Below are 22,790 nucleotides of genomic sequence, written 5' to 3'. Positions count from 1 at the left end.
CGCGAGGTTTGCCGGGCATTAGTGATCGACTTGCGGCTTGCAGCTTATAGCTTGCGGCTGCTGTAAAGAGGTTTTGAAAAATGGCTGAACGTCTGAGTAATGACTTCCAGTTCATCGAAGTCGGGCGCAAGGATCCGAAGAAGAAGCTGCTGCGCCAGCGCAAGAAAGAGTTCGTGGAGATCTACGAACCCTTCAAACCCCAGCAATCGGCCGAGCAGGCCCACCGCTGCCTGGGTTGCGGCAACCCGTACTGCGAGTGGAAGTGCCCGGTGCACAACTTCATCCCCAACTGGCTGAAGCTGGTCTCCGAAGGCAACATCCTTGCCGCCGCGGAACTGTCGCACCAGACCAACACCCTGCCGGAAGTCTGCGGTCGCGTGTGCCCGCAAGACCGTCTCTGCGAAGGTGCCTGCACCCTCAATGACGGCTTCGGCGCCGTGACCATCGGCTCGGTGGAGAAGTACATCACCGATACCGCCTTCGCCATGGGCTGGCGTCCGGACATGTCCAAGGTCAAGCCGACCGGCAAGCGCGTCGCCATCATCGGTGCCGGCCCGGCTGGCCTCGGCTGCGCCGACATCCTGGTACGCGGTGGCGTGACCCCGGTGGTGTTCGACCGCAACCCGGAAATCGGCGGCCTGCTGACCTTCGGCATCCCCGAGTTCAAGCTGGAAAAGACCGTGCTGAGCAATCGCCGCGAAGTCTTCACCGGCATGGGCATCGAGTTCCGCCTGAACACCGAGGTGGGCAAGGACATCACCATGGACCAACTGCTCGAAGAATTCGACGCGGTGTTCATGGGCATGGGGACCTACACCTACATGAAGGGTGGCTTCCCGGGCGAAGACCTGCCGGGCGTGCACGACGCGCTGGACTTCCTGGTGGCCAACGTCAACCGCAACCTGGGCTTTGAAAAGTCGCCGGAAGACTTCGTCGACATGAAGGGCAAGAAGGTCGTGGTACTGGGCGGTGGCGACACCGCGATGGACTGCAACCGCACCTCCATCCGCCAGGGCGCCAAGGCCGTGACCTGCGCCTACCGCCGCGACGAAGCGAACATGCCGGGCTCGCGCAAAGAGGTGAAGAACGCCAAGGAAGAGGGCGTGAAGTTCCTCTACAACCGCCAGCCGATCGCCATCGTTGGTGAAGACAAGGTCGAAGGCGTGAAAGTGGTCGAGACCCGTCTCGGCGAGCCGGACGCCCGTGGCCGTCGCAGCCCCGAGCCGATCCCGGGCTCCGAAGAGATCATCCCGGCCGATGCCGTGGTCATCGCCTTCGGTTTCCGTCCGAGCCCGTCGCCGTGGTTCGAGCAGTTCGGCATCCAGACCGACAGCCAGGGCCGCGTGGTCGCTCCTGAAAAAGGCGCGTTCAAGCACCAGACCAGCAACCCGAAGATCTTCGCCGGTGGCGACATGGTCCGTGGTTCGGACCTGGTGGTGACGGCCATCTTCGAAGGCCGTAACGCTGCCGAAGGGATCCTCGACTACCTGGGCGTCTGATACGTCGCCACCCTGGGCGCAACAACAAAAACTATTGACCTGGGGCATCCTGATAGACAAAAGGCACGGTAACCACCGTGCCTTTTCTTTGTCCGTCTGAGAAAATGCCCGCACTTTTTTTCCGGATGCCGACATGACTGCCTTGAAGAATGATCGTTTCCTGCGCGCCCTGCTCAAGCAACCTGTAGACGTCACCCCGGTGTGGATGATGCGTCAGGCTGGCCGCTACCTGCCGGAATACCGCGCCAGTCGCGCCAAGGCCGGTGATTTCATGAGCCTGTGCATGAACCCGCAGTTCGCCTGCGAAGTCACCCTGCAGCCGCTGGACCGCTACCCGCTGGACGCCGCGATCCTCTTCTCCGACATCCTCACCATTCCCGACGCCATGGGCCAGGGGCTGTACTTCGAGACCGGCGAAGGTCCGCGCTTCAAGAAGGTGGTCAGCACCCTGGCCGATATCGAGGCGCTGCCGATCCCCGATCCGCAGAAAGACCTGGGCTATGTGATGGACGCCGTCAGCACCATCCGCCGCGAACTCAACGGTCGTGTGCCGCTGATCGGCTTCTCCGGCAGCCCCTGGACCCTGGCCACCTACATGGTCGAAGGCGGCTCGTCGAAAGACTTCCGCAAGACCAAGGCCATGCTCTACGACAACCCGCAGGCCATGCACCTGCTGCTGGACAAGCTGGCCCAGTCGGTCACCAGCTACCTCAACGGCCAGATCCTGGCCGGAGCGCAGGCGGTGCAGATCTTCGATACCTGGGGTGGCAACCTGTCGGCAGCGGCTTACCAGGAGTTCTCCCTGGCCTACATGCGCAAGATCGTCAGCGGCCTGATCCGCGAGCACGAAGGCCGCAAGGTGCCGGTGATCCTCTTCACCAAGAACGGCGGCCTGTGGCTGGAGAGCATCGCCGAGGCCGGCGCCGACGCCCTGGGCCTGGACTGGACCTGCGAGATCAGCGACGCCCGCCGCCGCGTCGGTGACAAGGTTGCGCTGCAAGGCAACATGGATCCGACCGTGCTCTACGCCAAGCCAGAAGCCATCCGCGCCGAAGTGGCGCGTATCCTCGCCAGCTACGGCAAGGGCTCGGGCCACGTCTTCAACCTAGGCCACGGCATCACCCCGGAAGTCGACCCCGAGCACGCGGGCGTCTTCATCAATGCGGTGCATGAGCTTTCGGCGCAGTACCACCAGTAAATGCGAAACGCCCGGCAAGAGCCGGTGGGAGCGGATTCACCGGAACGCCGGACCGCCGCGAACGGCGGCGAAGCCGTCGTAAAGCCTGAATCCCCAGTCTGACTGATACATCGGGGATACCGGTTTTGGGGCCGCGTTGCGGCCCTTCGCGGATGAATCCGCTCCCACAAGATCGCGCGTGATCCGGCAGATACCCATGCCTGTAGCACGGTGCGGATTAAGCTTCAATTCAGCGGCCAGCGCTAACCTGATCCCATCAACTCTTGAGAAGGATCAGTACCATGAAAGCCCGTTACCTCGCCTTTATCCTCGCCCCTCTGTTCAGCACCGCAGCCCTGGCGGCCGGCGCCGGCTACACCGGCCCGGGTGCGCAATCGGTGACTACCGTGGCTGCGGCCAATGACGCTGCCGACGACACGCCGGTGGTGCTCACCGGCTACGTGATCAAGAAGGTCAACAACGACGACAAGTACGAGTTCAAGGACAACACCGGCACCATCACCGTCGAGATCGACAACGAAGACCTGCCGCCGGTGGCGTTCAACGACAAGACCAAGGTGAAGCTGACCGGTGAGGTGGAGAAGCACCTGATGTCGCGGGAGATCGATGTGGATATCGTCGAGATCGTCAACTGATCCGAAGGCTTCATCGCTGGCGGCGCTCCGCTTGCCAGCGATGCTTTTCAGGCGGTTTTCGGCGGCAGCTTGCTCAGGTACACCGCCACGCCCAACGCCACCACCAGCAAGCTGCCGATGAACACCCCGATCCCGTTCCAGCCGGCGTAATGCCACGCCACCCCGCCCGCCGTCCCCGCCACGCTCGACCCCGCGTAGTAACTGAACAGGTACAGCGAAGAGGCCTGCCCCTTGGCCTTGAGTGCACGCCGGCCGATCCAGCTGCTGGCCACCGAGTGGGCGCCGAAGAAGCCGAAGGTGAACACCAGCATGCCGATGATCACCAGCGGCAGTGCGGTGAACAGGGTCAGCAACATGCCACTGAACATCAGCACGATGGTCGCCCAGAACACCCGGCGCCGGCCCAGCTTGTCGGCCAGGGCGCCGATCTGCGCCGAGCTGTAGATACCCGACAGATAGACGATCGACAGCAACCCCACCAGCGCCTGGCTCATGTGATACGGCTCGGCCAGCAGGCGGTAGCCGATGTAGTTGAACAGGGTGACGAAGGCGCCCATCAGCAGGAAGGCTTCGAGGAACAGCCACGGCAGGCCGGCGTCACGAAAGTGCAGGACGAAACCTTCCAGCAGGCTGCGCGGGTTCATCGAGCGCGAGCGGAAGTTGCGCGACTCCGGCAGGATCTTCCAGAACACCGCCGCCGCGATCAGGGCCAGGCCGCCGATGACCAGCATTGCCGTGTGCCAGCTGACGAAGTCGATCAGGACGCCGGTGATCAAACGCCCGCTCATCCCGCCAATGGCGTTGCCGCCGATGTACAGCCCCATGGCCAGGCCGATGTGCTGCGGGTGGATCTCTTCGCTCAGGTAGGTCATGGCCACCGCAGCCAGGCCGCTCAGTGACAGCCCTACCAGTGCACGCATCGCCAGAACGCCTTCCCAGGTCGGCATCAGGGCGCTGGCCAGGGTGCACAGCGCGGCACAGAACAGGGCGAAGACCATCACCGGCTTGCGGCCGATGCGGTCGGAAATCGGTCCGGTGATCAACAGCCCGAACGCAAGCAGCCCGGTGGACACCGACAGCACCAGGCTGCTCTGCGCCGCGTTGATCGAGAACTCCTTCGACAGCAACGGCATCATCGGCTGCACGCAGTAGAGCAGGGCGAAGGTGGCGAAGCCGCCGCAGAACAGCGCCAGCACCGTGCGCATGAAGGCCGGGGTGCCTTTCTCGATCCAGATGTCTTTCAGCGGAGCGGCAGCATCGGCCAGGGGCGCAGGGGGAATGTCGTGGGCATGTGGAGCGACAGCAGTTTTCACGGGAACCTCGGCGGGGTGCGGCCTTGGGGGCAACTGCAAAAAAGCATATAGCTGGCTAATGATCATTTCCAATATATTGTTCGACCTGTTTAAGAGGTTTTACGACCTATTGGAGCCGTCATGGAATTGCGTCACCTGCGTTACTTCATCGCCGTCGCCGAAGAGCTGCATTTTGGTCGGGCCGCGCAGGTGCTGGGGATCTCTCAGCCACCCCTCAGCCAGCAGATCCAGGCGCTGGAGCAGGAGTTGGGCGCACGGCTGTTCGAGCGCACCAACCGACGAGTGGCCCTGAGCGAGGCCGGCCGGCTGTTTCTCGAGGAGGCGCGGCAGGTGCTGGCCCAGGTGGACAAGGCCGCCGATGTCGCCCGGCGTGCGCAACTGGGCGAACTGGGCGAAATGAAGATCGGGTTCACCTCGTCGGCACCGTTCAATTCCAGCATTCCCAAGGCGATCTACAGCTTCCGTCAGCGCTTCCCGGCGGTGCATCTGAATCTCAAGGAAATGAGCAGCCGCGATGTGGCCGATGCGTTGCTGGACGAAAGCATTGAAGTGGGTCTGATGCGGCCTCTGCCACTGCCGGACAGCCTGATCGCCACCGAACTGCTGCGCGAGCCGCTGGTGGCGGTGCTCAATGCTGCCCATCCGTTGGCGCAGGGCAACGTGCCCGGCATCAACATGGCGGACCTGGCGCATGAGCCCTTCGTGTTCTTTCCCCGCAGCTACGGCAGCGGTCTGCACGCGCAGTTGTTGAGCCTGGCCCGGCAAGCCGGGTTCACCCCGCATTTCGCCCAGGAGGCGGCGGAGGTGATGACCATCATCGGTCTGGTGTCGGCGGGGTTGGGGGTGTCGGTGCTGCCGGCGTCGTTCCAGCGCATGCGCATCGATGGCGTGGTCTACCGCACCCTGCTGGATCCGGATGCGGTGACCGCGGTGTGGCTGGTACAGCGCAGGGAGCAGGCGTCGGCGATGGCCGGGGCGTTCGTCGAGCTGCTCACCCGCAAGGCGTGACCGGAATCAGTCGACGCGGGACAGGTCGCCCTTGATCGCGACACCGGCCATGACGGCGCCGGCGTGGCATTCGTAGGTGGTGGCGTCCTTGCGCTCGTTCTTCTTGTAGTAGCTGGCGATGTTGGTGACGGCGTTGGCATTCACCTTCTTCGCCGCGTCCTGCATGGTCAGCAGGGCCGATTGCAGGGCCCACTCGCAGGCCGCTTCGTCGCTCTTGTTGAAGGCGTTGGTCTTCTTGTTGGTGACCGCGTTCGGGCTCACCACGGTAACCTTGCCACGCGGCTGCACGCCGGCCAGGTAGAACTTCACCGAGCCGTCCAGTTTCTTCTCGGCGGTCATCTGCTGGACGACTTTCTCGAAGGGCAGGAACAGCGCAGTGTCCCGGGCCTGGCTGATGCCTGGCAGGGCGCAAAGCAGCAGGGCGGTGGTGGCGGTCCAGGTTTTCAGACGCATTCAGTTCTCTCCTTGATTATTGAGCGGTGCTCGATTGCTGTTCATTGACCGCGCGCTGGACCATTCGATCGGTCTCGATGCGTTTCAGCGCGCGCAGGATGCTCTTGTCCAGGTTCTTGACCCAACGGTTGTAGTTGCGGTGGATCTTGCCGTTCTTGTAGTCCATCTCGCGGCTGTCGCGGTAGTCGATGCGATAGTTGCTGAGGCTGTAGGTGATATCGACGCGGGCGTAGAAGGTGTTGCGCACCAGGATATCGGCCTGGATCACCTCGTCGCCGATATGGCGCACGGTCCAGCCGCGTTCGGCGGCGCCGGTCAGGATCGCTTTCTTGATCTCTTCATGGCTGTAGCTGTGGCCGACCACCAGGAGTTCCTTGGGGGTCAGCAGGGGTTTGGACGTGCAGCCGACGAGGCCGATCAGGACCAGGCCCATTAGGGCCGCGCGAATGAGTGAAGACATTCCTTTCTCTCCAGGGGTTTTCAGATGTTCAGGACCAGCGGCGGAAAATCAGCGAGGTATTGACCCCGCCAAAGGCGAAATTGTTGCTCATGACATAACCATGGCTCATGGAACGGAACTCGCCACACAGGTAGTCGAGTTCGCCACAGCGCGGGTCGATGTTTTCGAGGTTGAGGGTGTGCACGTAGCGGTCGCTGTTCATCATTTCGATGCTGAACCACGCCTCCAGCGCGCCGCAAGCACCCAGGGTGTGACCGAGGAAGCTTTTCTGTGAACTGATTGGCATCCGTGGCCCGAACAGGCTGCTGGTGGCCAGAGTCTCGGCGATATCGCCCTGTTCGGTGGCGGTGCCGTGGCCGTTGACGTAGCCGATCACCTCGGGCGTCAGTTGGGCGTCTTCCAGTGCCAGCTCCATGGCCCGGCGCATGGTCGCCTGCTCGGGACGGGTGGTGTGCTGGCCATCGGCGTTGCTGCCGAAACCGACGATCTCGGCGTAGATGTGCGCGCCACGAGCCAGGGCGTGCTCCAGCTCTTCCAGGACCAGCATGCCGGCGCCTTCACCGATCACCAGGCCGTCGCGGCCGCTGTCGTAGGGGCTTGGCGTGGTGTGCGGGGCGTCGTTCTTCAGGCTGGTGGCGTAGAGCGCGTCGAACACCATGGCTTCGGTCGGGCACAGCTCCTCGGCGCCGCCGGCGAGCATCAGCGGCAGACGGCCGAACTTGATCGCTTCATAGGCGTAGCCGATGCCCTGGCTGCCGCTGGTGCAGGCGCTGGACGTCGGGATCAGCCGCCCGGTGAGGCCGAAGAAGATGCTGATATTGGCCGCAGTGGTGTGCGGCATCATGCGCACATAGGAGTTGGCGTTGAGGCCCTCGGCCACCGAGTTGAGCAGCATGTTGCCGAACGCCTTGATCTCGTCGGTGCTGCCGGTGGACGAACCACAGGCCATACCCATGCGCCCGTCGCGGATCGACGGATCGTCCAGCAGGCCGGCATCGCGCAGGGCTTCCTGGGCCGATGCCACCGCCATGCGGGACACCCGGCCCATGCTGCGCAACTGCTTGCGGGTCCAGTTGGCGGGCACGGCGAAATCATCCACGGGTCCGGCCAGGCGGGTGTTGAGTTCTTCGAAGCGGTCCCACTCGTCCATGCGGCGGATGCCGCTGCGGTTGGCGGCGAAGTTGCCGGAAATGGTGTTCCAGTCGCTGCCCAGGGAGGTGATGCCGGCCATGCCGGTGACGACCACGCGTTTCATCAGCACAGCCCTCCATTGACGGCCAGCACCTGCCGCGTGATGTAGGCGGCTTCCGCCGACATCAGGAAATTCACCGCACCCGCGACTTCTTCCGGGGTGCCCATGCGCTGGGCCGGGATCATCTTCAGCAGTTCTTCCACCGGCACGTGTTCGTCGAGCATGGCCGTATCGATCAGCCCCGGCGCCACGCAGTTGACGGTGATCTTGCGCTTGCCCAGCTCGATGGCCAGGGCCTTGGCGGCACCGATGACGCCGGCCTTGGAGGCGCTGTAGTTGACCTGCCCGCGGTTGCCGATCAGCCCCGACACCGAGGTGATGCAGACGATGCGGCCCGGCGCGCGGCGGCGGATCATCGGCATCATCAGCGGATGCAGGACGTTGTAGAAACCGTCGAGGTTGGTGCGCAGCACCTGGTCCCAGTCGTCGTCGGTCAGTGCCGGGAAGGCGCCGTCGCGGGTCAGGCCGGCGTTGCACACCACGCCGTAATAGGCACCGTGGGTTTCCACGTCGTCGGCGAGGATGCTGGCGCAGGCAGCGCGGTCGGCGACATCGAACTGCAGTACGCGGGCCTGCTGGCCAAGGGCGCGGACGTCTTCGGCGACGGCCTCGGCTTCGGCGCGGCCGCTGCGGCAGTGCAGGACCAGGTCGTAGCCGGCGCGCGCCAGGCGCAGGGCGATGGCCCGGCCGATGCCACGGCTGGAGCCGGTGACCAGGATGGTGTCAGTCATTGCGGGGACTCCTCGGAGCCTGCCTCGGCCAGATAAGCGGCGGCCTGGGGCGGGCGAAAAACGTTCAGGCGGGCCGTGGCGTGCAGACCAGGACCGTGCAGATGGCACTCGAACACACCCATGCCGTTCTCGTCTTCCAGCGAGCGCAGGGCATGGATGCGCAGGTGCGCATCGGCGGGGAAGTGCTCGACATCGCATTCGAATTTGCGGGTGCCGAGCAGAAAGCCCAGCTCCACCGACTTGCCCTGCTGGCGCGCGCGGCAACCGGCATAGGCGGCCACGGTCTGGGCCATCAGCTCGATACCGACCCAGGCCGGCAGGCTGCCGTCGGGGCGGTTGAACAGGCCGCCGGGGCGGACGGTGAGGTGGGCGTGGATCTGCTCCTCGTCGAACGAGTCGATACCGTCGATGAGGATCATGTCACCGGCGTGGGGCAGCAGTTCGGCCAGTGGCCAGGCAATCATTGCGTGTCTCCGAGAATCAGGCTGACGTTGTTGCCACCGAAGGCGAACGAGTTGCTCATCAGGTGCCGCGGACCTTGCAGCGGCAGGCGCTGGTCGGCGTCCACCAGGTTCAGCGGCGCCAGTTCCGGGTCCTGGGCGCCGTCCCAGACGTGGGGCGGCAGGCGGCCTTCGCGGTTGCCGGCGTCCAGCGCCAGCCAGCAGAAGGCGGCTTCCAGGGCACCGGCGGCGCCGAGGGTATGGCCGGTCATGGACTTGCTCGACGAGCACGCCAGGCCTTCGCCGAACAAGGCGTTCACCGCCAGGCTCTCCATGGCGTCGTTGTGCCGGGTGGCGGTGCCGTGGAGGTTCAGGTAGTGGATCTGCGCCGGGCTCAGGCGGGCATTTTCCAGCGCCTTGCGCATGGCCTGCAAGGCGCCAGTGCCGGACGGGTCCGGTGCGGAAATGTGGTGGGCGTCGGAGCTGGCGCCGGCACCGAGCAGGGCGACTGTCGCGCCCGCTGCGTTGGCCTCGCGGGTCATCAGGAACACCGCCGCGCCTTCGCCGATATTGATGCCGTCGCGGTTGGCCGAGAATGGATTGCAGCGCTTTGCGCTGACCGCCTCCAGGGCGCTGAAGCCGTTGAGGGTCAGCTTGCACAGGCTGTCGACACCGCCGCAGATCACGGCGTCGCACAGGCCCAGGTCAAGCAGGCGACGGGCGCTCATCAGCGCACGGGCACCGGAGGTGCAGGCGGTGGAGATCACGTAGGCCGGGCCGCTCAGTTGCAGCCAGCTGGCGAGGAACGCCGCCGGGGCGGCGAGTTCCTGCTGGCTGTAGTTGTAGTCCGGCGGGAAGTGCCCTTCGCGCAGGTAATCGGCGATACCCTGGCTGGCTTCCTCGATGCCTGAGGTGCTGGTGCCGAGCACCACGCCGACCCGCTGTGGGCCAAAGCGCTCGACCGCCTCGCGCAGCGGCGCCTCGATCTGCAGGCAGGCGGCATACAGCAGTTGGTTGTTGCGGCTGTGCTGCGCGGCCAGCTGCGGTGGCAACACTGGCAGTTCACCAGCGACCGCAGCCACCGGAATGCTGCGCCCGGCCACCCACTGGTCGCTGTCGCGCACGCCTGCGCAGTCGCCGGCAAACAGGCGGCGGGAGACTTCAGCCTGATCGCGGCCAAGGGCACAGACCAGACCCAGGGCGTTCAGATATGCGGTCATGGCGTGTTCTCGCTGGGCAGGGGGCTGACTAGATAACGCAGGCCCTGCCCAAGGTTCAAGGTGAAGTCGTCGGACTGGCGGTAATCGACCCGCCAGCGGGTATCCAGCCAGCGTTGGCTGCCTTGCTGGCGAGCGGCAGGATAGAGGCGTTGCAACTGCTGCTCCGGGGTCAGGGCGAACAGCAGCGCGGCGAACAGTTCACGGGCCGCCGGGTTGGGCGGCAACAGGCCGTCGGCCTGCCATTGGCCCTGATCCAGCAGTTGCCGCGCCTGGGGAATGCCCAGCAGGTCCAGCAGCGACCAGCGCAGGCGCTGGTCTTCGCGCTGGATCACCAGCAGCCAGTCCTGGCGCTCGCCGGCCTGCTCGCGCTGCACGTGCAATTGCATCGGCAGCGTCAGCGGCGGCAACTGCTCCGGCAGCGGCGGCTTGCTTGCGCAGGCCGTCAGCAAAAGGCAGGCACCGAGGACGAAGGCGGACCACAGGGCTTTCATGAGTCGGACGGCTCCGGGTTCAGCGGTTTGCGTGCTACCACGTTGACCAGGGTTTCCTCGCGCTGACCCACGGGCGGTGGCTTGCGCAGGCCGAAGCGCTCCAGCAGGCCGAAGTCGCTGGAGCGGCTCCACCACAGGTACGGGTAGGAGACGTTCCTGTCGGTGAACTCGAAGCCCTGCTCGCGCAGCATCTGCAGGTAGCCGGCGGCACTCTTCTGCACATGCATCGGATGACGGAACAGCCAGCGGATCACCCAGGTATCGATATAGGCCTCGGTGGACTCGGCGAACAACAGGTAGCCGCCCGGCTTGAGCACCCGCCAGAACTCGGCGAGGGCCTTTTCCTGCTCCACCAGGTGATGGAAGGTCTGGTGGCAGAACAGCAGGTCGACGCTGGCGTCGGGGAATTCCAGGGCGGCGCAGTCGCTGCCACGCAGGTCCACCGAGAGCCCGAGGTTCACCGCCTCGGCTTTGCTCAGCTCCAGGCTGTGAGGGTCGGCGTCGGTGCCCAGCAGCTTGCCGGGCTTGAACACCTGGGCCAGGTGCTTGAACGAACGGCCCTGGCCACAGCCGACGTCCAGCAGGACCGGCGCCTGCGGTGGCTCGCCATCGAACAGGCGGCGCAGATCGTTGATCGCCACCCGCAGCACATGGTGCTGCCAGGTGTGGCTGCGCAGGAACCAGAAGCCGAAGCGGGTTTCCTCGACGTAGGTGTCGCTGAAGAACCGTTGCTCGCTCATGCCTCTTCCCTCGCGCAGACTTCCGCCAGCATGCGCAGGCGGCGCTTGGGTTCGCTGACGAAGGGGTTGCGCTCATCCCAGGCGTAGCCGGCGAGGATCGAACTGATCATGGCGCGGATTTCGTCCGAGGCTTCCGGATGGTAGATGACGTCCTGGAAGCTGCCGTTGTACCAGCCTTCGACGTAGGCGCGGAAGGTGTCCACGCCGCGTTTGAGCGGGGTGGCGAACTCGCTTTCCCAGTCCACCGCCTCGCCCTGCAACTGCCGGTGCAGTACACCGGCGGCCATGCTCGCCGAGCGCATGGCGATGGTCACGCCGGAAGAGAACACCGGGTCGAGGAATTCGGCGGCGTTGCCCAGCAGGGCGAAGCCCGGGCCGTGCAGGGTCTTCACGTTGGCCGAGTAACCGCCGATGGTGCGCGCCGGGGTGTCCCACACGGCGTTGCACAGCACCTTGGACAGGCTCGGGGTCTGTTCGACGAAGCCTTTCAGGCAAGCGTCCAGATCGGCTGGTGCATCGGCGTAGTGCTCAGTCGCGGCGACCACGCCGAGGGAGCAGCGACCGTCGCTGAACGGAATGGTCCAGAACCAGATGTCGCGGTGTTCCGGGTGGGTGGTGATGAGGATCTTGTTGCGGTCGAAACCTGGGTGGTCGATGCGGTCTTCGATATGGGTGAACACGGCCTGGCGCACCGGAAAGCTGGACGGCGCTTCCAGGTCGAGCAAGCGCGGCAGCACCCGGCCGTAGCCGCTGGCGTCGAGGACGAACGCGGCTTCCACCCGATACTCGCTGCCGTCCAGGCGCCGGATGCGCACCTGCGGGCGCTCGCGCTCGAAGTCGGCGGCGATGATTTCTTCCTCGTAGCGGATCTCCACGCCCTGGCGGGCGGCTTCATCGGCCAGCAACTGGTCGAAGCGCGCACGCTGCACCTGGAAGGTGGTCGGGCGGCCCTTGCTGAAGGTGTCACCGAAGTCGAAGGCGCTGTATTCCTCGCCCCAGGCGAAGGCAGCGCCGTTCTTCAACTGGAAGCCGGCGGCTTCGAGGGCGTCGAGCATGCCGGCTTCCTCGACGAAGTCGATGCAGTGCGACAGCAGGCTTTCGCCGATGGAGAAGCGCGGGAAGCGCTGGCGTTCGACGATCAGCACGTCATGGCCCTGGCGCTTGAGCAGTGCCGCGGCGATGGCGCCGGACGGGCCCGCGCCAATGACCAGGACCTGGCGGTGTTGCAGTTCAGTGTTCGGCATATGGCCTCCTTGCCGTCTGGAGAGTCTTCAAAGGGATTCGGTGCAGCCCGGCGAGTGCGGGCATCAATGTGGCGACCAGGCTCATCAGCATCAGCGCGAAGTACAGCGCCGGGCTGATCAACTGCTGTTGCAGGAGCAGGTTGAGAAAGACGATTTCACTGAGGCCGCGGATGTTCAGCAGCAGCGTTTCGCGCCATTTGCTCGCCCCCGCGAACGAAGGCCCTGCCCAGCTCAGGCCGAGCCAGTTGCCCAGCAGTTTGCTGACAATCGGCAGCAACAGCAGGGCGGCCAGATGTAGCGCATTGAAGCCCTGCAGGACGTGATGGATATCAATCTGAACGATGCCGAAGGTGAGAATCAGCGGAATTGCCACGCCGTTTCGCAGGTGCTTGAGCCAGGCCTCGGGCAGCGGCACCTTCAGCCAGGCCAGGCAGCACAGGTAGGCGATGCCGAAGATCAGTGCATTGAGCCGGTAGTGCTCGGCGATGAACAGCAGCACCAGGAACAGCAGGCCATAGACGCCAGGGCGGCGCAGGCCCAGGGCGTACAGCGGCAGCGGCAGACAGGCGCCCAGCAGCGGCAGGACCAGGCTCAGCGGCTGCAGGCTGCCCTTGCCCAGGCCGAACAGCAGCCAGCAGGCGACGTCGATCATGATCGCCGCCTGCATCAGTCGGCGCGTGGCGGCGGGCGGGTAGTCGATGCTGCTCAGGTACAGGTACAGCACCGGGATGGCGGTGATGGCGAACACCAGGCCCAGTGCCAGCGACGTCAGCCAGGGCTGCTGTGGCAGCAGCAACAGGCCGCAGGCCAGCCCGCAGGCGAAGGGCACGAGGAAGCTGGGCAGGGCGATCTTCAGGCTCTGGCGGTCGAACTTCAGGTCTACCACATCGCCAAGGATGTGCCCCAGCAGCAGGGCGAAGCTCATGCCGTAGAGGGTCTTCACCCAGGTCGGCGCCACCAGCGCGGCGCCGCCGAGCTGCCAGTGCGGTTCGATCCAGAACAGCATCAGCAGCGGCAGGCCGAGGGTCGCCAGCAGCAACTGGCTGACGATGCCGATCAGACCCAGGCGCCGGCCGATTTCGCTGGCGATGAGAAACGCCAACAGGGCCAGGACCCAGAACAGCAGGATGCTCATGCCGACGTCTCCCTGTGACGGCTGGCGGCCCAGGGGGCCAGGATGAAACTGAAGGCCAGGCCCAGGCTCACCGCCAGGCCGAAGTTGCTCACTGCCGGCGTGTTCGACACCGCCAGCAGGCCGAACGACAGCCAGGTGGTGGTGGCCGCCAGCAGGGTGCCGAGCAGGCTCACGGCGCTGCCGCCGATGCGCTCGTGCATGAGGATCGAGTAATCGACGCTGATGGCGGTGACCAGCAGCAGCCCGAACAGGCTGAACAGGGTCAGCGGTTGGCCCAGCCAGCCGAGGCTGGCGAGGCTGCACAGTGCCGCCAGCAGCGGCAGGGCGACGATGCGCAGGGCACCGCCGAAGCCGAACGGCCAGATCAGCAGCAGCGCGATCAGCACGCAGGACAGCAGCTTGAGTTCGGCGGCGCTGATCTGGGTGGCGGCGAACAGGCGATTGAGATCGCCCAGGCGGTCCACCAGTTGCACGCCGTCGAGGTCCGCCACTTGCTGGCGCAGCAGCGCCGAGTCGCTCAGGCCTTGCAGGCTGACGATGGCCGCCACGCCCTGTTCATCGGCGCCGAGCCACAGCGGGCGCCAGGCTTCGCCCAGCGGCCCGGCCAGGACCTGATCGATATCCAGAACCGGCAGTGCCCGCAGTTGCGCCACTTCGTTTTCCAGTGCGCTTTGCGGCACGCCGACCTCCAGCAGTGGCTGCCAGTGCTGCGGCAGGCGTGTCAGGGCTTCGCGCAGGCGCTGCTGTTCGACGGTGCTGGCGAGGGTCTGGCTCAGGGCCATGTAGCCTTTCAGGGTGCCGGCCTGCACCTGCTGATCGAGGCGCACGCTCAGCGTTTGCAGACGATCGAGCAACTGACCCTGGTCGGCGCCGCGCACCAGGTAGAACTGGCTGGTGGGCTGGTAGCCGGTGATGCGGGCCACTTCTTTGGCCTCTTCCAGCAGCGTTGGCGAACTGCCGACCCACTGGCGGATGTCGTTGCGGGTTTCCAGGTGCCACAGCCCGCCGAGGCAGAACAGCAGCACCAGCCCCAGCAGCGCCGGGCTCGGCACCCGTTGCAGCAGGCGCTCGCGCAGGTTGACCAGCGCGGTGGCAACGCTCAGCGGCCACGGTGCCGGTTGCAGTTGGGTGTTTCTGAGCAGCGCTGGCAGCAGGCACACCGCGCTCAGGTAGGCGCCCACCAGGCCGGCGGCGGAGAACGCGGCGATCTGGGTCAGCGCCGGGAAGGGGGTGAAGCCAAGGGCGAGGTAGCCGATGCAACTGGTGGCCAGGCTCAGGCTCATGCCGGGCAGGGTCAGGCGTACCGCCGGCCAGCTCTGCCAGGGACGCAGGCTCCAGCTCTTCGACAGGTAGTGCAGCGGGTAATCCACCGCTACGCCGATCAGGCTGGACCCCAGCACCAGGGTCATCACATGCATCTGGCCGAACAGGGCGACGCAGGCGGTGGTGCCGAACAGCATGCCCACCAGCACCGGGACCAGTGCCAGCAGGGCTCGCCAGCGGCGGAAGGCCAGCAACAACAAAAGGATGATGCCCAGTGTGGCGCCGCCGCCGACCCAGGTCATCTCGCGCCGGGCCTGTTGCTGGCCGTCGGCAGCGTACAGCAGGCCACTGGCGGCCAGCAGGTGAGCGCCTTGCTCGCCGGCGACAACACGGCTGTCGGCCAACAGGCTGGCCACCTGCAACGGCAGTTGCATGTCGAAGGCGTTGCCCTGGGTACGGGCCCGCAGCAGCACCCAGTACTGGCCGTCGGCCTCGGCGATCAGGCTGCCGCTGGCGGTATCCAGTTGCACGGCTGCCGGGCGCGGCTGGCTGTTCTGGATGCGCCCGGCCAGGCCCAGCCAATCGTCCTGGCTCGGCACCAGGCTGAAGCCGGAAAAGGGATCGAACAGGCTTTGCACCCGTTGCTGGATGAAGGCTTGCGGGGTATCCGTCAGCGCCTTGCGGTCCGCCGCCGAGAGCATTGCCAGCCGGCCTTGCAGCAGTTGTGCGCGCAGGGCGCCGAGGTCGGTCTGCAGGCTCCACTGGACCTTTTCGAACAGGCCGCTGGCCTGCCATTGCTCGCCCAGGCGGGCGGCCAGGGCGATGGCCTGGTCGCGCTCGGAATGGCCCACCAGCACCAGGATCTCGCGGTTCAGCGGCTCCTGGGTGCGTTGCTCGGCGCGCTTGACCAGCGGGTCTTCGGTGGCGCCGGGCACCAGGGTCATCAAGTCGGCGGACAGCGGCGCACCGCGATGCCACTGCCAGCCCGCCAGCAGCAGGACGCCGGCGAGAATCAGCAGAAACAGGCGCGGCAGCAGACGCTCAATCGACAAGGTCGTGGCGCTCCGCGTCGGTCAGGCTGGCGCTGCTGCTCGATGGCATGCGCAGTACGGTGCTGTCGCCCTGGGTTTCCTGCAACTGGATGCGCTCGACATAGCGGCCGCCATCGATATCGATCTGGTTGAAGATCTGCTTGATCAGCAGCGACTTCGGCACCAGGCGCAATTGCCAGTGCCCGGCATCGCCTTGCAGGTGCAGCTCGAAGTCCCGCTCCAGGCCGCTGCTGTCGCCCTGCAGCACGGCGAAGAACAGCTTGTTCTGCTCGCTGCCGGCGGTGCGGGTCGGCAGCGTTTGCCAGCCGGAGGCATCGCGGCGGGCAATGCCGTTGGCGTTGAGTCGGTAGTCCTGTTGCAGCGGCGTCTGCAGCAACCACAGCAGGCCGTGGTCGCGGGCCAGGACAAAGCGGCCCTTGCTCAGCAGCGGTTGCGGCAGGGCGCGCAGGTGTTTCTCCTGGACGAACTCGCCCTTGATCACGTCCGGCTCGCTCAATTGCTGGCGCAGGTCTTTCAGGTCGAAGGCCTGGGCCAGGCTGCTGGCGGCCAGCAGGCCGAGGCACAACAGGCGTTTGAGCAGCGGCTTCATGGCAGCACCCGGTTGACGGCATCGAGCATCACCTGGGGCGACGCCAGTTGCATTTCGCCGCTGTCGATGTGCACGGCGACCTGCACGGAGCTGGCGCGGGTCATGCGCTCGCCGGTGACGGCATCGCTGATCAGGTAATTGATCTTCAGCCGGTTCTCCCATTCCACCAGGCTGGCGCGGACCTTGAGGCGCTGGCCGAACACCGCGCCGCGCACATAGCGCAGTTGCAGGTCGATCACCGGCCAGGCATAACCCGAGGCCTTCATCTGCAGGTAGTTGTGGTCGAGGTGGTCGAGCAGCGCGCAGCGCGCCACTTCCAGGTACTTGACGTAGTGCCCGTGCCAGACCACCAGCATGCTGTCGACGTCGAAGAACGGCACCAGCACTTCGGTATCGACGTGAAGTACGCCCTGACTACGCATGCAGCCTCCAGTGTTGTGCGGCGATGCGTTGCAGGCACAGGCGCAGGTCGCTTTCCAGCGCGCGGTCTTCGGTGACCGGGGCGAAGTCGCCGAGCAACTGGTCGTGCATCGCCGCCAGAGCAGGTGGCAGATCGCGGGCATCGGCCTCGCGACCGCGCAGCCAGACACCCTGGCTGGCCGCCAGCAAGGTGGCGGCGGCGACCTGTTCGGTCAGCTCCAGCACACGCAGGGCATCGCGGGCGGCGATGGTGCCCATGCTCACCTTGTCCTGGTTGTGGCATTCGGTGGAGCGCGAGAACACGCTGGCCGGCATAGTGTTTTTCAGGGCTTCGGCGGTCCAGGCGCTGGCGCCGATCTGCACGGCCTTGAAACCGTGGTTGAGCATGGCGCGCTCGGCGCTGGCGCCGGACAGGTTGCTCGGCAGGCCGTGGTTGTAGCGCACGTCCACCAGCAGGGCGAGCTGGCGGTCGAGCAGGTCGGCGACGTTGGCCACCAGGTTCTTCAGGCTGTCCATGGCGAAGGCGATATGACCGCCGTAGAAATGCCCGCCGTGCAGCACGCGCTCGGCTTCGGCGTCGATGATCGGGTTGTCGTTGGCGCTGTTGAGCTCGGTTTCGATGAAGCTGCGCAGCCAGCCCAGGGAGTCGGCCAGCACGCCCAGCACATGGGGTGCGCAACGCAGCGAATAACGGTCCTGCAGGCGGTGCAGCGGTGCGGTCGGCGCGTCGATGGCGAGGTCCTGGCGGATCCACGCCGCCACCTGGGTCTGGCCCGGATGCGGCTTGGCGGCGAACAGGCGTTCGTCGAAGTGTTCCGGGTTGCCTTGCAGGGCGACCACGTTGAGCGCGGTGATGCGGGTCGCCAGCTTGAGCAGGTAGTCGGCGCGGGCGAACGCCTGGCAGGCCAGGCCGGTCATCACGGCGGTGCCGTTCATCAGCGCCAGGGCTTCCTTGGGCCGCAGCACCAGCGGCTCCCAGCCCAGCTCGCGGTGCACGTCGGCGGCCAGGCGGCGCTCGCCGCGGAACATCACTTCGCGCTCGCCGGACAGGGTTGCGGCCACATAGGACAGCGGCGTCAGGTCGCCGCTGGCGCCCACCGAGCCTTCTTCCGGGATCAGGGGCAGGATGTCGTGGGCGAGGAACGCCTGCAGGCGCTCCAGCAGTTCCACGCGCACCCCGGACACGCCGTGGCACAGCGACTGCAAACGGGCGGCAAGCACGGCGCGGGTGGCCGGCGCGTCCAGCAGACGACCGAGGCCACAGCCGTGGAAGGTGTACAGGTGACGCGGCAGGGCTTCGACGTGCTCCAGCGGTACGGCCACCACGCAGGAGTCGCCGTAGCCGGTGGTCACGCCGTAGATCACCCCTTCCTTGTCCAGCAGGGTGTCGAGGAACTGCGCGCCACGGGCGATGCGGGCGCGGTAGTCGGCATCATCCTGCAGGCGCGATTCGGCCTGGCGCTGGCTCAGGGCCTGGATGTCTTCGATGGAAAGCGGCGATTCGCCGAACGTTACAGGCTCATGCGGATGCATCGTCTTCGGTCTTCCAGAAAGGGTAGAAGTTGAACCACTGCCGGGGTGCTTGCAGGCAGTAGTGGCCGAGGCGTTCGGCGTAGCGCCCGGCCCAGTCGGCGATCACCTGATCGCGCTGGCCGCGGCGCCATTCGACGGCCGGGGCGAAGGGTTCGAGGGTGACCTGGTAACGGCCCTCGCGTTTGAGGCAGAAAAACAGGTTGGCCGGGCATTTGAGCAGCCCCGCCAGCAGCCACGGGCCTTGTGGGAAGGGTGCCGGATGGCCGAGGAAATCCGCGTTCACGGTACGTCCCCCATGCAATGGCACGCGGTCGCCGGCGATCGCCAGCCATTCGCCGCGCTCCAGGCGCTGGCTCAGTTGCAGCATGATCGCCGGGTCCAGCTCGCTGACCTGGATCAGCCGCAGGTTGGTGGCGCCGGCCTCGCCCAGCAGGCGGTTGAAGCGCTCGGCGTGCTTGGTGTGCACCAGCACATTCATCGTTACCTGCTCGCCCAGTTCGGCCAGCGCCCGGCACACTTCCAGGTTGCCCAGGTGCGCGCCCACCAGCATCTGCCCGCGCTCGGCGCGCAACTGGCTGCGCAGATTGCCGGGGTCGACGATATCGATCTGCTCGATACCCAGGCGGCCGTTCCACACGTCGAGCTTGTCCAGCAGTGCGTCGGCGAAGGCCATGAACTGGCCGAACACCCGGCGCAGAGTGGGGCGCAGTGCGGGCTGGCTGCTCCACTGCGCCAGCCGCTGCTGGTACTGCCAGGCGCTGCGGCGGGCGCGGCGGCCGAACAGGAAGAAGTACAGGACGATGCCATACAGGATCGGGCTCAGCAGGCGCCGGCCCAGCACTTTCACGCCAAAGGCGGTGAGCTTCATCAGCAGGAAGCTGCCGCGCTCCTCATGAGCGGCCCAGTGGCGCTCGCTCATGCCGACCACCGCCGCCAGAGGATCGCCGGCGCACGCAGCAACATGCCGAAGAACAGCTTGGTGTGCATCTTCGAGATCAGCGCGTTGTCGTGGAACAGGCGGAAATGCGACAGGCCATCCTGCGGGTAATGCACCCGGGTCGGCAGCCAGCGCATCGGCTGGTTGCGCCAGGCCAGGCGCACGAGGATCTCCGGGTCGAAGTCCATGCGCCGGCCGAGGCTGACCGAGTCGATCAGCTTCAGCACCGGTGGCAGCGGGTAGACGCGAAAGCCGCACATGGAGTCGGGAATCCGCAGCGACAGGCTGTTGATCCACACCCACACGTGGGTCAGGTAGCGGGCGTACAGCCGGCCCTTGGGCACGCTGTCGTCGTACTGCGGGAAACCACAGATCAGCGCGTCGGGATGCTCGCGGGACTGTTCGAGGAAGCGGCTGACGTCGGCCAGGTCGTGCTGGCCGTCGGCATCCACTTGCAGCGCATGGCTGAAGCCCAGTCGCGCCGCCTCGCGCAGGCCGGCCATGACCGCGCCGCCCTTGCCCTGGTTGACCGGCAGGCTGACCAGGAACACCTGCTCCTGTTCGGCCAGTTGTTGCAGCACGCGGGCGCAGGCCGGGCTGCTGGCGTCGTCCACCAGCACGCAGGGCAGGCCGGCGGCGCGCAGGTCGGCGACCACCGCCGGCACCGCGCCTTCGTGGTTGTACACCGGGATCACCGCGCAGGGCTTATGCATCGATGGCCTCCAGCAGAATGCGGCCGCTGGAGCAGGGCGCGCCGGCGTTGCTGTAGGCGAAGTAGAGCTTGCCCTTGTCGGTGTCGAAACGCAGGGTCAGCAGCAACTGGTCGCCGGGGCGTACCAGTTGCTGGAACTTCAGCACTTCCATGCCGGCAAAGCGCCGTGGCCGGTCCAGCAGCGCCTGGCCGAGGGCGATGGCCCAGTCCACCTGGACCACGCCGGGCAGCACCGGGGTCTGCGGGAAGTGGCCGTTGAAGTACACCAGGTCGCCGGAGATCGCCAGGTGCAGGTGGGTTTCACCGTCGTGCTGTTCCTGCGCCAGGACCTCCGGGCCATGGGGCCGGGGTGCTTGCAGCAAGGCATCGACGGTGGCCTGGGGCAGCTTGCCCTGGGCGGTGTAGGGCAGTTGCCGCAGCAGGCGCCAGCGCCGGGGCAGGGCGAGGGCTTCGCAATGCTGGCTGAGGTGGCTGCGCAGCGCTTCGGTGACACTGCGCCGGCCCTGGTTGCGCAGGGCGTGCAGGCCGGCAGCGCTGAGCTGCACCAGGGCGCCGAGGAAGGCGCGGCGTTCCTGGATCATGCCCAGGCGGCTGTCCTCGACCCACGGGTGCTCGGCCAGCGCCTGTTCCAGCATCGGCAGGGCGATGCGCTTTTCTTCCAGTTTGACGATACGGTCCATGCGCCCCAGCAGGCGGAAGCGGCCCTGTTCATCGAAGGCCACGGCGTCGGCGCTCTGTTCCACATGGCCTTCGGGCAGGTACGGCGACTCGATGCGCAGGGCGCCTTCGTCGTTCTGGCTCAGGTGGATGCCGGCGAACGGCTGCCACAGGCTGTCGCCCTGGCGCCAGGCGATGCCGCCGGTTTCCGAGCTGCCCAGGATTTCCGCCGGCCATTGGCCGAGGCGCTGGTGCAAGGCTTCGGCGGCGCTGGCGGACAGCTCGCCGCCAGAGGAAAACACCCGGCGGACCTGGCTCATTGCCGGCCAGTCGAGGTTGTCACCCATACGCTTGAGCAGTGCCGGGCTGGCGACCCAGGCGAATGCGGGATGCTCGCGACTGGCCCGTTGCAGGTCTTCGGGGAAGGGCAGTTGCCGGCGCACGAACGGACGCCCGGCGCACAGTGGCCAAAGTACCCGGAACAGCAAACCGTAGATGTGCTGGGTGGCGACGCTGCCGATGATGCAGGCAGGGCCCAGGTCGGCGCCCCAGAGGTCTTCCAGCACCTGCACTTCGATGGCCAGTTGGCGCAGTTGCTTGTCGATGCGCTTGGGCTCGCCACTGGAGCCGGAGGTGCACAGGCTGATGCGGCAGGCGCGCAGGTCCAGTTCGGCCGCCGGCAGGGGCGCGGCGTACAGCGATTCCGGGCTGTGGTCCTGGTCGCTGATCCACAGCTCGACCTGGTCGGCCCAGCGCTGGCGTGTCTGGGCCTGCAGGTCCGATGGCAACAGCACCTCGCCCCCTGCGCGCCAGGCGCCGAGCAGGGTGACAGCCAGTTTCGCGGCGTCTTCCAGGTGCACGGCGATGCGGCGGATGCCGCGTTCCTGCAGGCCGGCAGCCAGTTGCAGGGCGTGCCGAGCAAGCCCGGCGTGGTCCAGCGCGGGGGCGAAGCTGACCGGCCGCCCGTCTTCGGCCGGCAGCAGCAGGTGCTCAAGGTTGATCCATTTCATGAGCGTCCTCGCACACGTTGTCTTATCAGCCATTCGATGGCGAACAGCAGGCCCATCACGCCGTAGGCGATCAGGCCGTTGTACAGGGTCCACCAGCTCAGCGGGGCCCACAGGGTCAGGGCGGCGGCGATCAGGCCGTTGACCAGGAAGAAGCCGCTCCAGACCCAGGTCACCCGGCGGGTGTAGCGGATGGCGATGTCCGGCAACTGCGGCTCGGTGAGCCGCGCCAGGCGCTCGACCATCGACGGCCCGAACTTCAGGCTCAGGCCGAACAGGGCGAGCATGAAGGCGCTGACCAGCACCGGATACCAGCGCAACAGCGCCGGGTCGTCCACGGCCGCCAGCAACACGCAGAACGCGATCGCCACCAGCGCCATCCAGCGTCCGCCGCGATTCTCCGGTTGGGTCAGCGCCCGCGCCAGCCACAGGCCGCCGAGCAGCAGGCCGAACTGCCAGGGCGCGAAATGCTCCATGCCGAAATGCACCGCAAACGGGTAAAGCAGACCCGCCAGGACCAGCCCGAGGCCGATCAGTCGTTTCATGCTTGCTGGGCGACCAGGCGGTACACGGCTTCAACCACGTCGTTGACGGTACGCACGGCCTTGAATTCCTCGGCAGCGATTTTCTTGCCGGTCTGGCGCTTGATGTGGTCGATCAGGTCGACGGCATCGATGCTGTCGATTTCCAGGTCCTGGTACAGGTTGGCGTCCAGGGTGATGCGCGCGGCGTCCAGTTCGAACAGCTCGACCAGGGCGTCACGGAGGATGTTGAAGATGTCTTCGCGAGTTTGCATGGTCC

General features: G+C 66.2%; 24 protein-coding genes. 4 read left to right on the top strand and 20 right to left on the bottom strand.

What is annotated here, in order from left to right; genetic code table 11:
* Positions 1-80: 80 nt before the first annotated feature.
* The 3 genes from AC05QJ_RS30375 to AC05QJ_RS30365 all read left to right on the top strand — a co-directional run bounded on the left by AC05QJ_RS30375 (position 81) and on the right by AC05QJ_RS30365 (position 3,332).
* A complete protein-coding gene (locus AC05QJ_RS30375) occupies positions 81-1,499 on the top strand; it encodes an FAD-dependent oxidoreductase (RefSeq protein ID WP_476744850.1) in 1,419 nt (472 codons plus the stop codon).
* A gap of 133 nt (positions 1,500-1,632) precedes the next feature.
* Complete coding sequence (gene hemE, locus AC05QJ_RS30370; protein ID WP_476744849.1) at positions 1,633-2,697, top strand: uroporphyrinogen decarboxylase; 1,065 nt, start codon at positions 1,633-1,635, stop codon at positions 2,695-2,697.
* Between the two features lie 281 nt (positions 2,698-2,978).
* The gene (locus AC05QJ_RS30365; protein WP_476744848.1) at positions 2,979-3,332 is read left to right on the top strand and encodes a NirD/YgiW/YdeI family stress tolerance protein; all 354 of its coding nucleotides are present in this window, start codon (positions 2,979-2,981) and stop codon (positions 3,330-3,332) included.
* A gap of 47 nt (positions 3,333-3,379) precedes the next feature.
* On the opposite strand, the gene AC05QJ_RS30360 is transcribed toward AC05QJ_RS30365, so the two are convergent.
* Complete coding sequence (locus tag AC05QJ_RS30360; protein ID WP_476748039.1) at positions 3,380-4,612, bottom strand: MFS transporter; 1,233 nt, start codon at positions 4,610-4,612, stop codon at positions 3,380-3,382.
* Between the two features lie 153 nt (positions 4,613-4,765).
* Here AC05QJ_RS30360 and AC05QJ_RS30355 point away from each other — a divergent pair, with 153 nt between their 5' ends.
* Positions 4,766-5,653, top strand: coding sequence for a LysR family transcriptional regulator (locus tag AC05QJ_RS30355; RefSeq protein WP_476744847.1), 888 nt, complete (start codon positions 4,766-4,768; stop codon positions 5,651-5,653).
* Between the two features lie 6 nt (positions 5,654-5,659).
* On the opposite strand, the gene AC05QJ_RS30350 is transcribed toward AC05QJ_RS30355, so the two are convergent.
* From AC05QJ_RS30350 to AC05QJ_RS30260, 19 genes are read right to left on the bottom strand one after another with little or no spacing between them, the layout of a single operon-like run.
* On the bottom strand, positions 5,660-6,106 hold the full coding sequence (locus AC05QJ_RS30350) for an excinuclease (protein ID WP_476744846.1): 447 nt from the start codon (positions 6,104-6,106) through the stop codon (positions 5,660-5,662).
* Between the two features lie 16 nt (positions 6,107-6,122).
* Positions 6,123-6,566 (bottom strand): hypothetical protein, encoded by a 444-nt coding sequence (locus AC05QJ_RS30345; RefSeq protein ID WP_476744845.1) that lies wholly within the window; start codon positions 6,564-6,566, stop codon positions 6,123-6,125.
* A 28-nt stretch (positions 6,567-6,594) separates the two neighbouring features.
* Positions 6,595-7,821 carry a beta-ketoacyl-ACP synthase gene (locus tag AC05QJ_RS30340; protein WP_476744844.1) on the bottom strand — a complete coding sequence of 409 codons (1,227 nt, stop codon included), beginning with the start codon at positions 7,819-7,821 and terminating at the stop codon, positions 6,595-6,597.
* The gene (gene fabG, locus AC05QJ_RS30335) at positions 7,821-8,549 is read right to left on the bottom strand and encodes a 3-oxoacyl-ACP reductase FabG (protein ID WP_476744843.1); all 729 of its coding nucleotides are present in this window, start codon (positions 8,547-8,549) and stop codon (positions 7,821-7,823) included. The genes AC05QJ_RS30340 and fabG overlap by 1 nt, the downstream gene beginning before the upstream one ends.
* Positions 8,546-9,013, bottom strand: coding sequence for a hotdog family protein (locus tag AC05QJ_RS30330; protein WP_476744842.1), 468 nt, complete (start codon positions 9,011-9,013; stop codon positions 8,546-8,548). Before AC05QJ_RS30330 ends, fabG begins: the two co-directional genes overlap by 4 nt.
* Positions 9,010-10,209 carry a beta-ketoacyl-[acyl-carrier-protein] synthase family protein gene (locus AC05QJ_RS30325; RefSeq protein WP_476744841.1) on the bottom strand — a complete coding sequence of 400 codons (1,200 nt, stop codon included), beginning with the start codon at positions 10,207-10,209 and terminating at the stop codon, positions 9,010-9,012. Before AC05QJ_RS30325 ends, AC05QJ_RS30330 begins: the two co-directional genes overlap by 4 nt.
* The gene (locus tag AC05QJ_RS30320; protein ID WP_476744840.1) at positions 10,206-10,700 is read right to left on the bottom strand and encodes a hypothetical protein; all 495 of its coding nucleotides are present in this window, start codon (positions 10,698-10,700) and stop codon (positions 10,206-10,208) included. Before AC05QJ_RS30320 ends, AC05QJ_RS30325 begins: the two co-directional genes overlap by 4 nt.
* Positions 10,697-11,440 (bottom strand): class I SAM-dependent methyltransferase, encoded by a 744-nt coding sequence (locus AC05QJ_RS30315; RefSeq protein WP_476744839.1) that lies wholly within the window; start codon positions 11,438-11,440, stop codon positions 10,697-10,699. The genes AC05QJ_RS30320 and AC05QJ_RS30315 overlap by 4 nt, the downstream gene beginning before the upstream one ends.
* Complete coding sequence (locus AC05QJ_RS30310) at positions 11,437-12,684, bottom strand: NAD(P)/FAD-dependent oxidoreductase (RefSeq protein ID WP_476744838.1); 1,248 nt, start codon at positions 12,682-12,684, stop codon at positions 11,437-11,439. The genes AC05QJ_RS30315 and AC05QJ_RS30310 overlap by 4 nt, the downstream gene beginning before the upstream one ends.
* Positions 12,671-13,819, bottom strand: coding sequence for a sodium:proton antiporter (locus tag AC05QJ_RS30305; protein WP_476744837.1), 1,149 nt, complete (start codon positions 13,817-13,819; stop codon positions 12,671-12,673). Before AC05QJ_RS30305 ends, AC05QJ_RS30310 begins: the two co-directional genes overlap by 14 nt.
* On the bottom strand, positions 13,816-16,134 hold the full coding sequence (locus AC05QJ_RS30300) for an MMPL family transporter (protein WP_476744836.1): 2,319 nt from the start codon (positions 16,132-16,134) through the stop codon (positions 13,816-13,818). The genes AC05QJ_RS30305 and AC05QJ_RS30300 overlap by 4 nt, the downstream gene beginning before the upstream one ends.
* On the bottom strand, positions 16,124-16,723 hold the full coding sequence (locus tag AC05QJ_RS30295) for an outer membrane lipoprotein carrier protein LolA (protein WP_476744835.1): 600 nt from the start codon (positions 16,721-16,723) through the stop codon (positions 16,124-16,126). The genes AC05QJ_RS30300 and AC05QJ_RS30295 overlap by 11 nt, the downstream gene beginning before the upstream one ends.
* The gene (locus AC05QJ_RS30290) at positions 16,720-17,145 is read right to left on the bottom strand and encodes an acyl-CoA thioesterase (protein ID WP_476744834.1); all 426 of its coding nucleotides are present in this window, start codon (positions 17,143-17,145) and stop codon (positions 16,720-16,722) included. Before AC05QJ_RS30290 ends, AC05QJ_RS30295 begins: the two co-directional genes overlap by 4 nt.
* A complete protein-coding gene (locus AC05QJ_RS30285; protein WP_476744833.1) occupies positions 17,138-18,676 on the bottom strand; it encodes an HAL/PAL/TAL family ammonia-lyase in 1,539 nt (512 codons plus the stop codon). The genes AC05QJ_RS30290 and AC05QJ_RS30285 overlap by 8 nt, the downstream gene beginning before the upstream one ends.
* Positions 18,663-19,595 carry an LpxL/LpxP family acyltransferase gene (locus AC05QJ_RS30280; protein WP_476744832.1) on the bottom strand — a complete coding sequence of 311 codons (933 nt, stop codon included), beginning with the start codon at positions 19,593-19,595 and terminating at the stop codon, positions 18,663-18,665. Before AC05QJ_RS30280 ends, AC05QJ_RS30285 begins: the two co-directional genes overlap by 14 nt.
* On the bottom strand, positions 19,592-20,326 hold the full coding sequence (locus AC05QJ_RS30275) for a glycosyltransferase family 2 protein (protein WP_476744831.1): 735 nt from the start codon (positions 20,324-20,326) through the stop codon (positions 19,592-19,594). Before AC05QJ_RS30275 ends, AC05QJ_RS30280 begins: the two co-directional genes overlap by 4 nt.
* A complete protein-coding gene (locus AC05QJ_RS30270) occupies positions 20,319-21,992 on the bottom strand; it encodes an ApeI family dehydratase (RefSeq protein WP_476744830.1) in 1,674 nt (557 codons plus the stop codon). Before AC05QJ_RS30270 ends, AC05QJ_RS30275 begins: the two co-directional genes overlap by 8 nt.
* Positions 21,989-22,534: a COG4648 family protein gene (locus AC05QJ_RS30265; protein WP_476744829.1), complete on the bottom strand. Its 546-nt coding sequence runs from the start codon at positions 22,532-22,534 to the stop codon at positions 21,989-21,991. The genes AC05QJ_RS30270 and AC05QJ_RS30265 overlap by 4 nt, the downstream gene beginning before the upstream one ends.
* Positions 22,531-22,785, bottom strand: a complete 255-nt coding sequence (locus AC05QJ_RS30260; protein ID WP_476744828.1) for an acyl carrier protein — start codon at positions 22,783-22,785, stop codon at positions 22,531-22,533. The genes AC05QJ_RS30265 and AC05QJ_RS30260 overlap by 4 nt, the downstream gene beginning before the upstream one ends.
* Positions 22,786-22,790 lie beyond the last annotated feature (5 nt).

The organism is Pseudomonas sp. TUM25319 (assembly GCF_056388475.1).
This window is presented reverse-complemented; position numbering and strand designations above follow the sequence as displayed.

Bases quoted from the DNA above. Each gene is read 5' to 3' on its own strand.
- AC05QJ_RS30375 (WP_476744850.1), top strand. From the start codon at position 81: ATGGCTGAACGTCTGAGTAATGACTTCCAGTTCATCGAAGTCGGGCGC.
- hemE (WP_476744849.1), top strand. From the start codon at position 1,633: ATGACTGCCTTGAAGAATGATCGTTTCCTGCGCGCCCTGCTCAAGCAA.
- AC05QJ_RS30365 (WP_476744848.1), top strand. From the start codon at position 2,979: ATGAAAGCCCGTTACCTCGCCTTTATCCTCGCCCCTCTGTTCAGCACC.
- AC05QJ_RS30355 (WP_476744847.1), top strand. From the start codon at position 4,766: ATGGAATTGCGTCACCTGCGTTACTTCATCGCCGTCGCCGAAGAGCTG.
- AC05QJ_RS30350 (WP_476744846.1), bottom strand. From the start codon at position 6,106: ATGCGTCTGAAAACCTGGACCGCCACCACCGCCCTGCTGCTTTGCGCC.
- AC05QJ_RS30345 (WP_476744845.1), bottom strand. From the start codon at position 6,566: ATGTCTTCACTCATTCGCGCGGCCCTAATGGGCCTGGTCCTGATCGGC.
- AC05QJ_RS30340 (WP_476744844.1), bottom strand. From the start codon at position 7,821: ATGAAACGCGTGGTCGTCACCGGCATGGCCGGCATCACCTCCCTGGGC.
- fabG (WP_476744843.1), bottom strand. From the start codon at position 8,549: ATGACTGACACCATCCTGGTCACCGGCTCCAGCCGTGGCATCGGCCGG.
- AC05QJ_RS30330 (WP_476744842.1), bottom strand. From the start codon at position 9,013: ATGATTGCCTGGCCACTGGCCGAACTGCTGCCCCACGCCGGTGACATG.
- AC05QJ_RS30325 (WP_476744841.1), bottom strand. From the start codon at position 10,209: ATGACCGCATATCTGAACGCCCTGGGTCTGGTCTGTGCCCTTGGCCGC.
- AC05QJ_RS30320 (WP_476744840.1), bottom strand. From the start codon at position 10,700: ATGAAAGCCCTGTGGTCCGCCTTCGTCCTCGGTGCCTGCCTTTTGCTG.
- AC05QJ_RS30315 (WP_476744839.1), bottom strand. From the start codon at position 11,440: ATGAGCGAGCAACGGTTCTTCAGCGACACCTACGTCGAGGAAACCCGC.
- AC05QJ_RS30310 (WP_476744838.1), bottom strand. From the start codon at position 12,684: ATGCCGAACACTGAACTGCAACACCGCCAGGTCCTGGTCATTGGCGCG.
- AC05QJ_RS30305 (WP_476744837.1), bottom strand. From the start codon at position 13,819: ATGAGCATCCTGCTGTTCTGGGTCCTGGCCCTGTTGGCGTTTCTCATC.
- AC05QJ_RS30295 (WP_476744835.1), bottom strand. From the start codon at position 16,723: ATGAAGCCGCTGCTCAAACGCCTGTTGTGCCTCGGCCTGCTGGCCGCC.
- AC05QJ_RS30290 (WP_476744834.1), bottom strand. From the start codon at position 17,145: ATGCGTAGTCAGGGCGTACTTCACGTCGATACCGAAGTGCTGGTGCCG.
- AC05QJ_RS30285 (WP_476744833.1), bottom strand. From the start codon at position 18,676: ATGCATCCGCATGAGCCTGTAACGTTCGGCGAATCGCCGCTTTCCATC.
- AC05QJ_RS30280 (WP_476744832.1), bottom strand. From the start codon at position 19,595: ATGAGCGAGCGCCACTGGGCCGCTCATGAGGAGCGCGGCAGCTTCCTG.
- AC05QJ_RS30275 (WP_476744831.1), bottom strand. From the start codon at position 20,326: ATGCATAAGCCCTGCGCGGTGATCCCGGTGTACAACCACGAAGGCGCG.
- AC05QJ_RS30270 (WP_476744830.1), bottom strand. From the start codon at position 21,992: ATGAAATGGATCAACCTTGAGCACCTGCTGCTGCCGGCCGAAGACGGG.
- AC05QJ_RS30265 (WP_476744829.1), bottom strand. From the start codon at position 22,534: ATGAAACGACTGATCGGCCTCGGGCTGGTCCTGGCGGGTCTGCTTTAC.
- AC05QJ_RS30260 (WP_476744828.1), bottom strand. From the start codon at position 22,785: ATGCAAACTCGCGAAGACATCTTCAACATCCTCCGTGACGCCCTGGTC.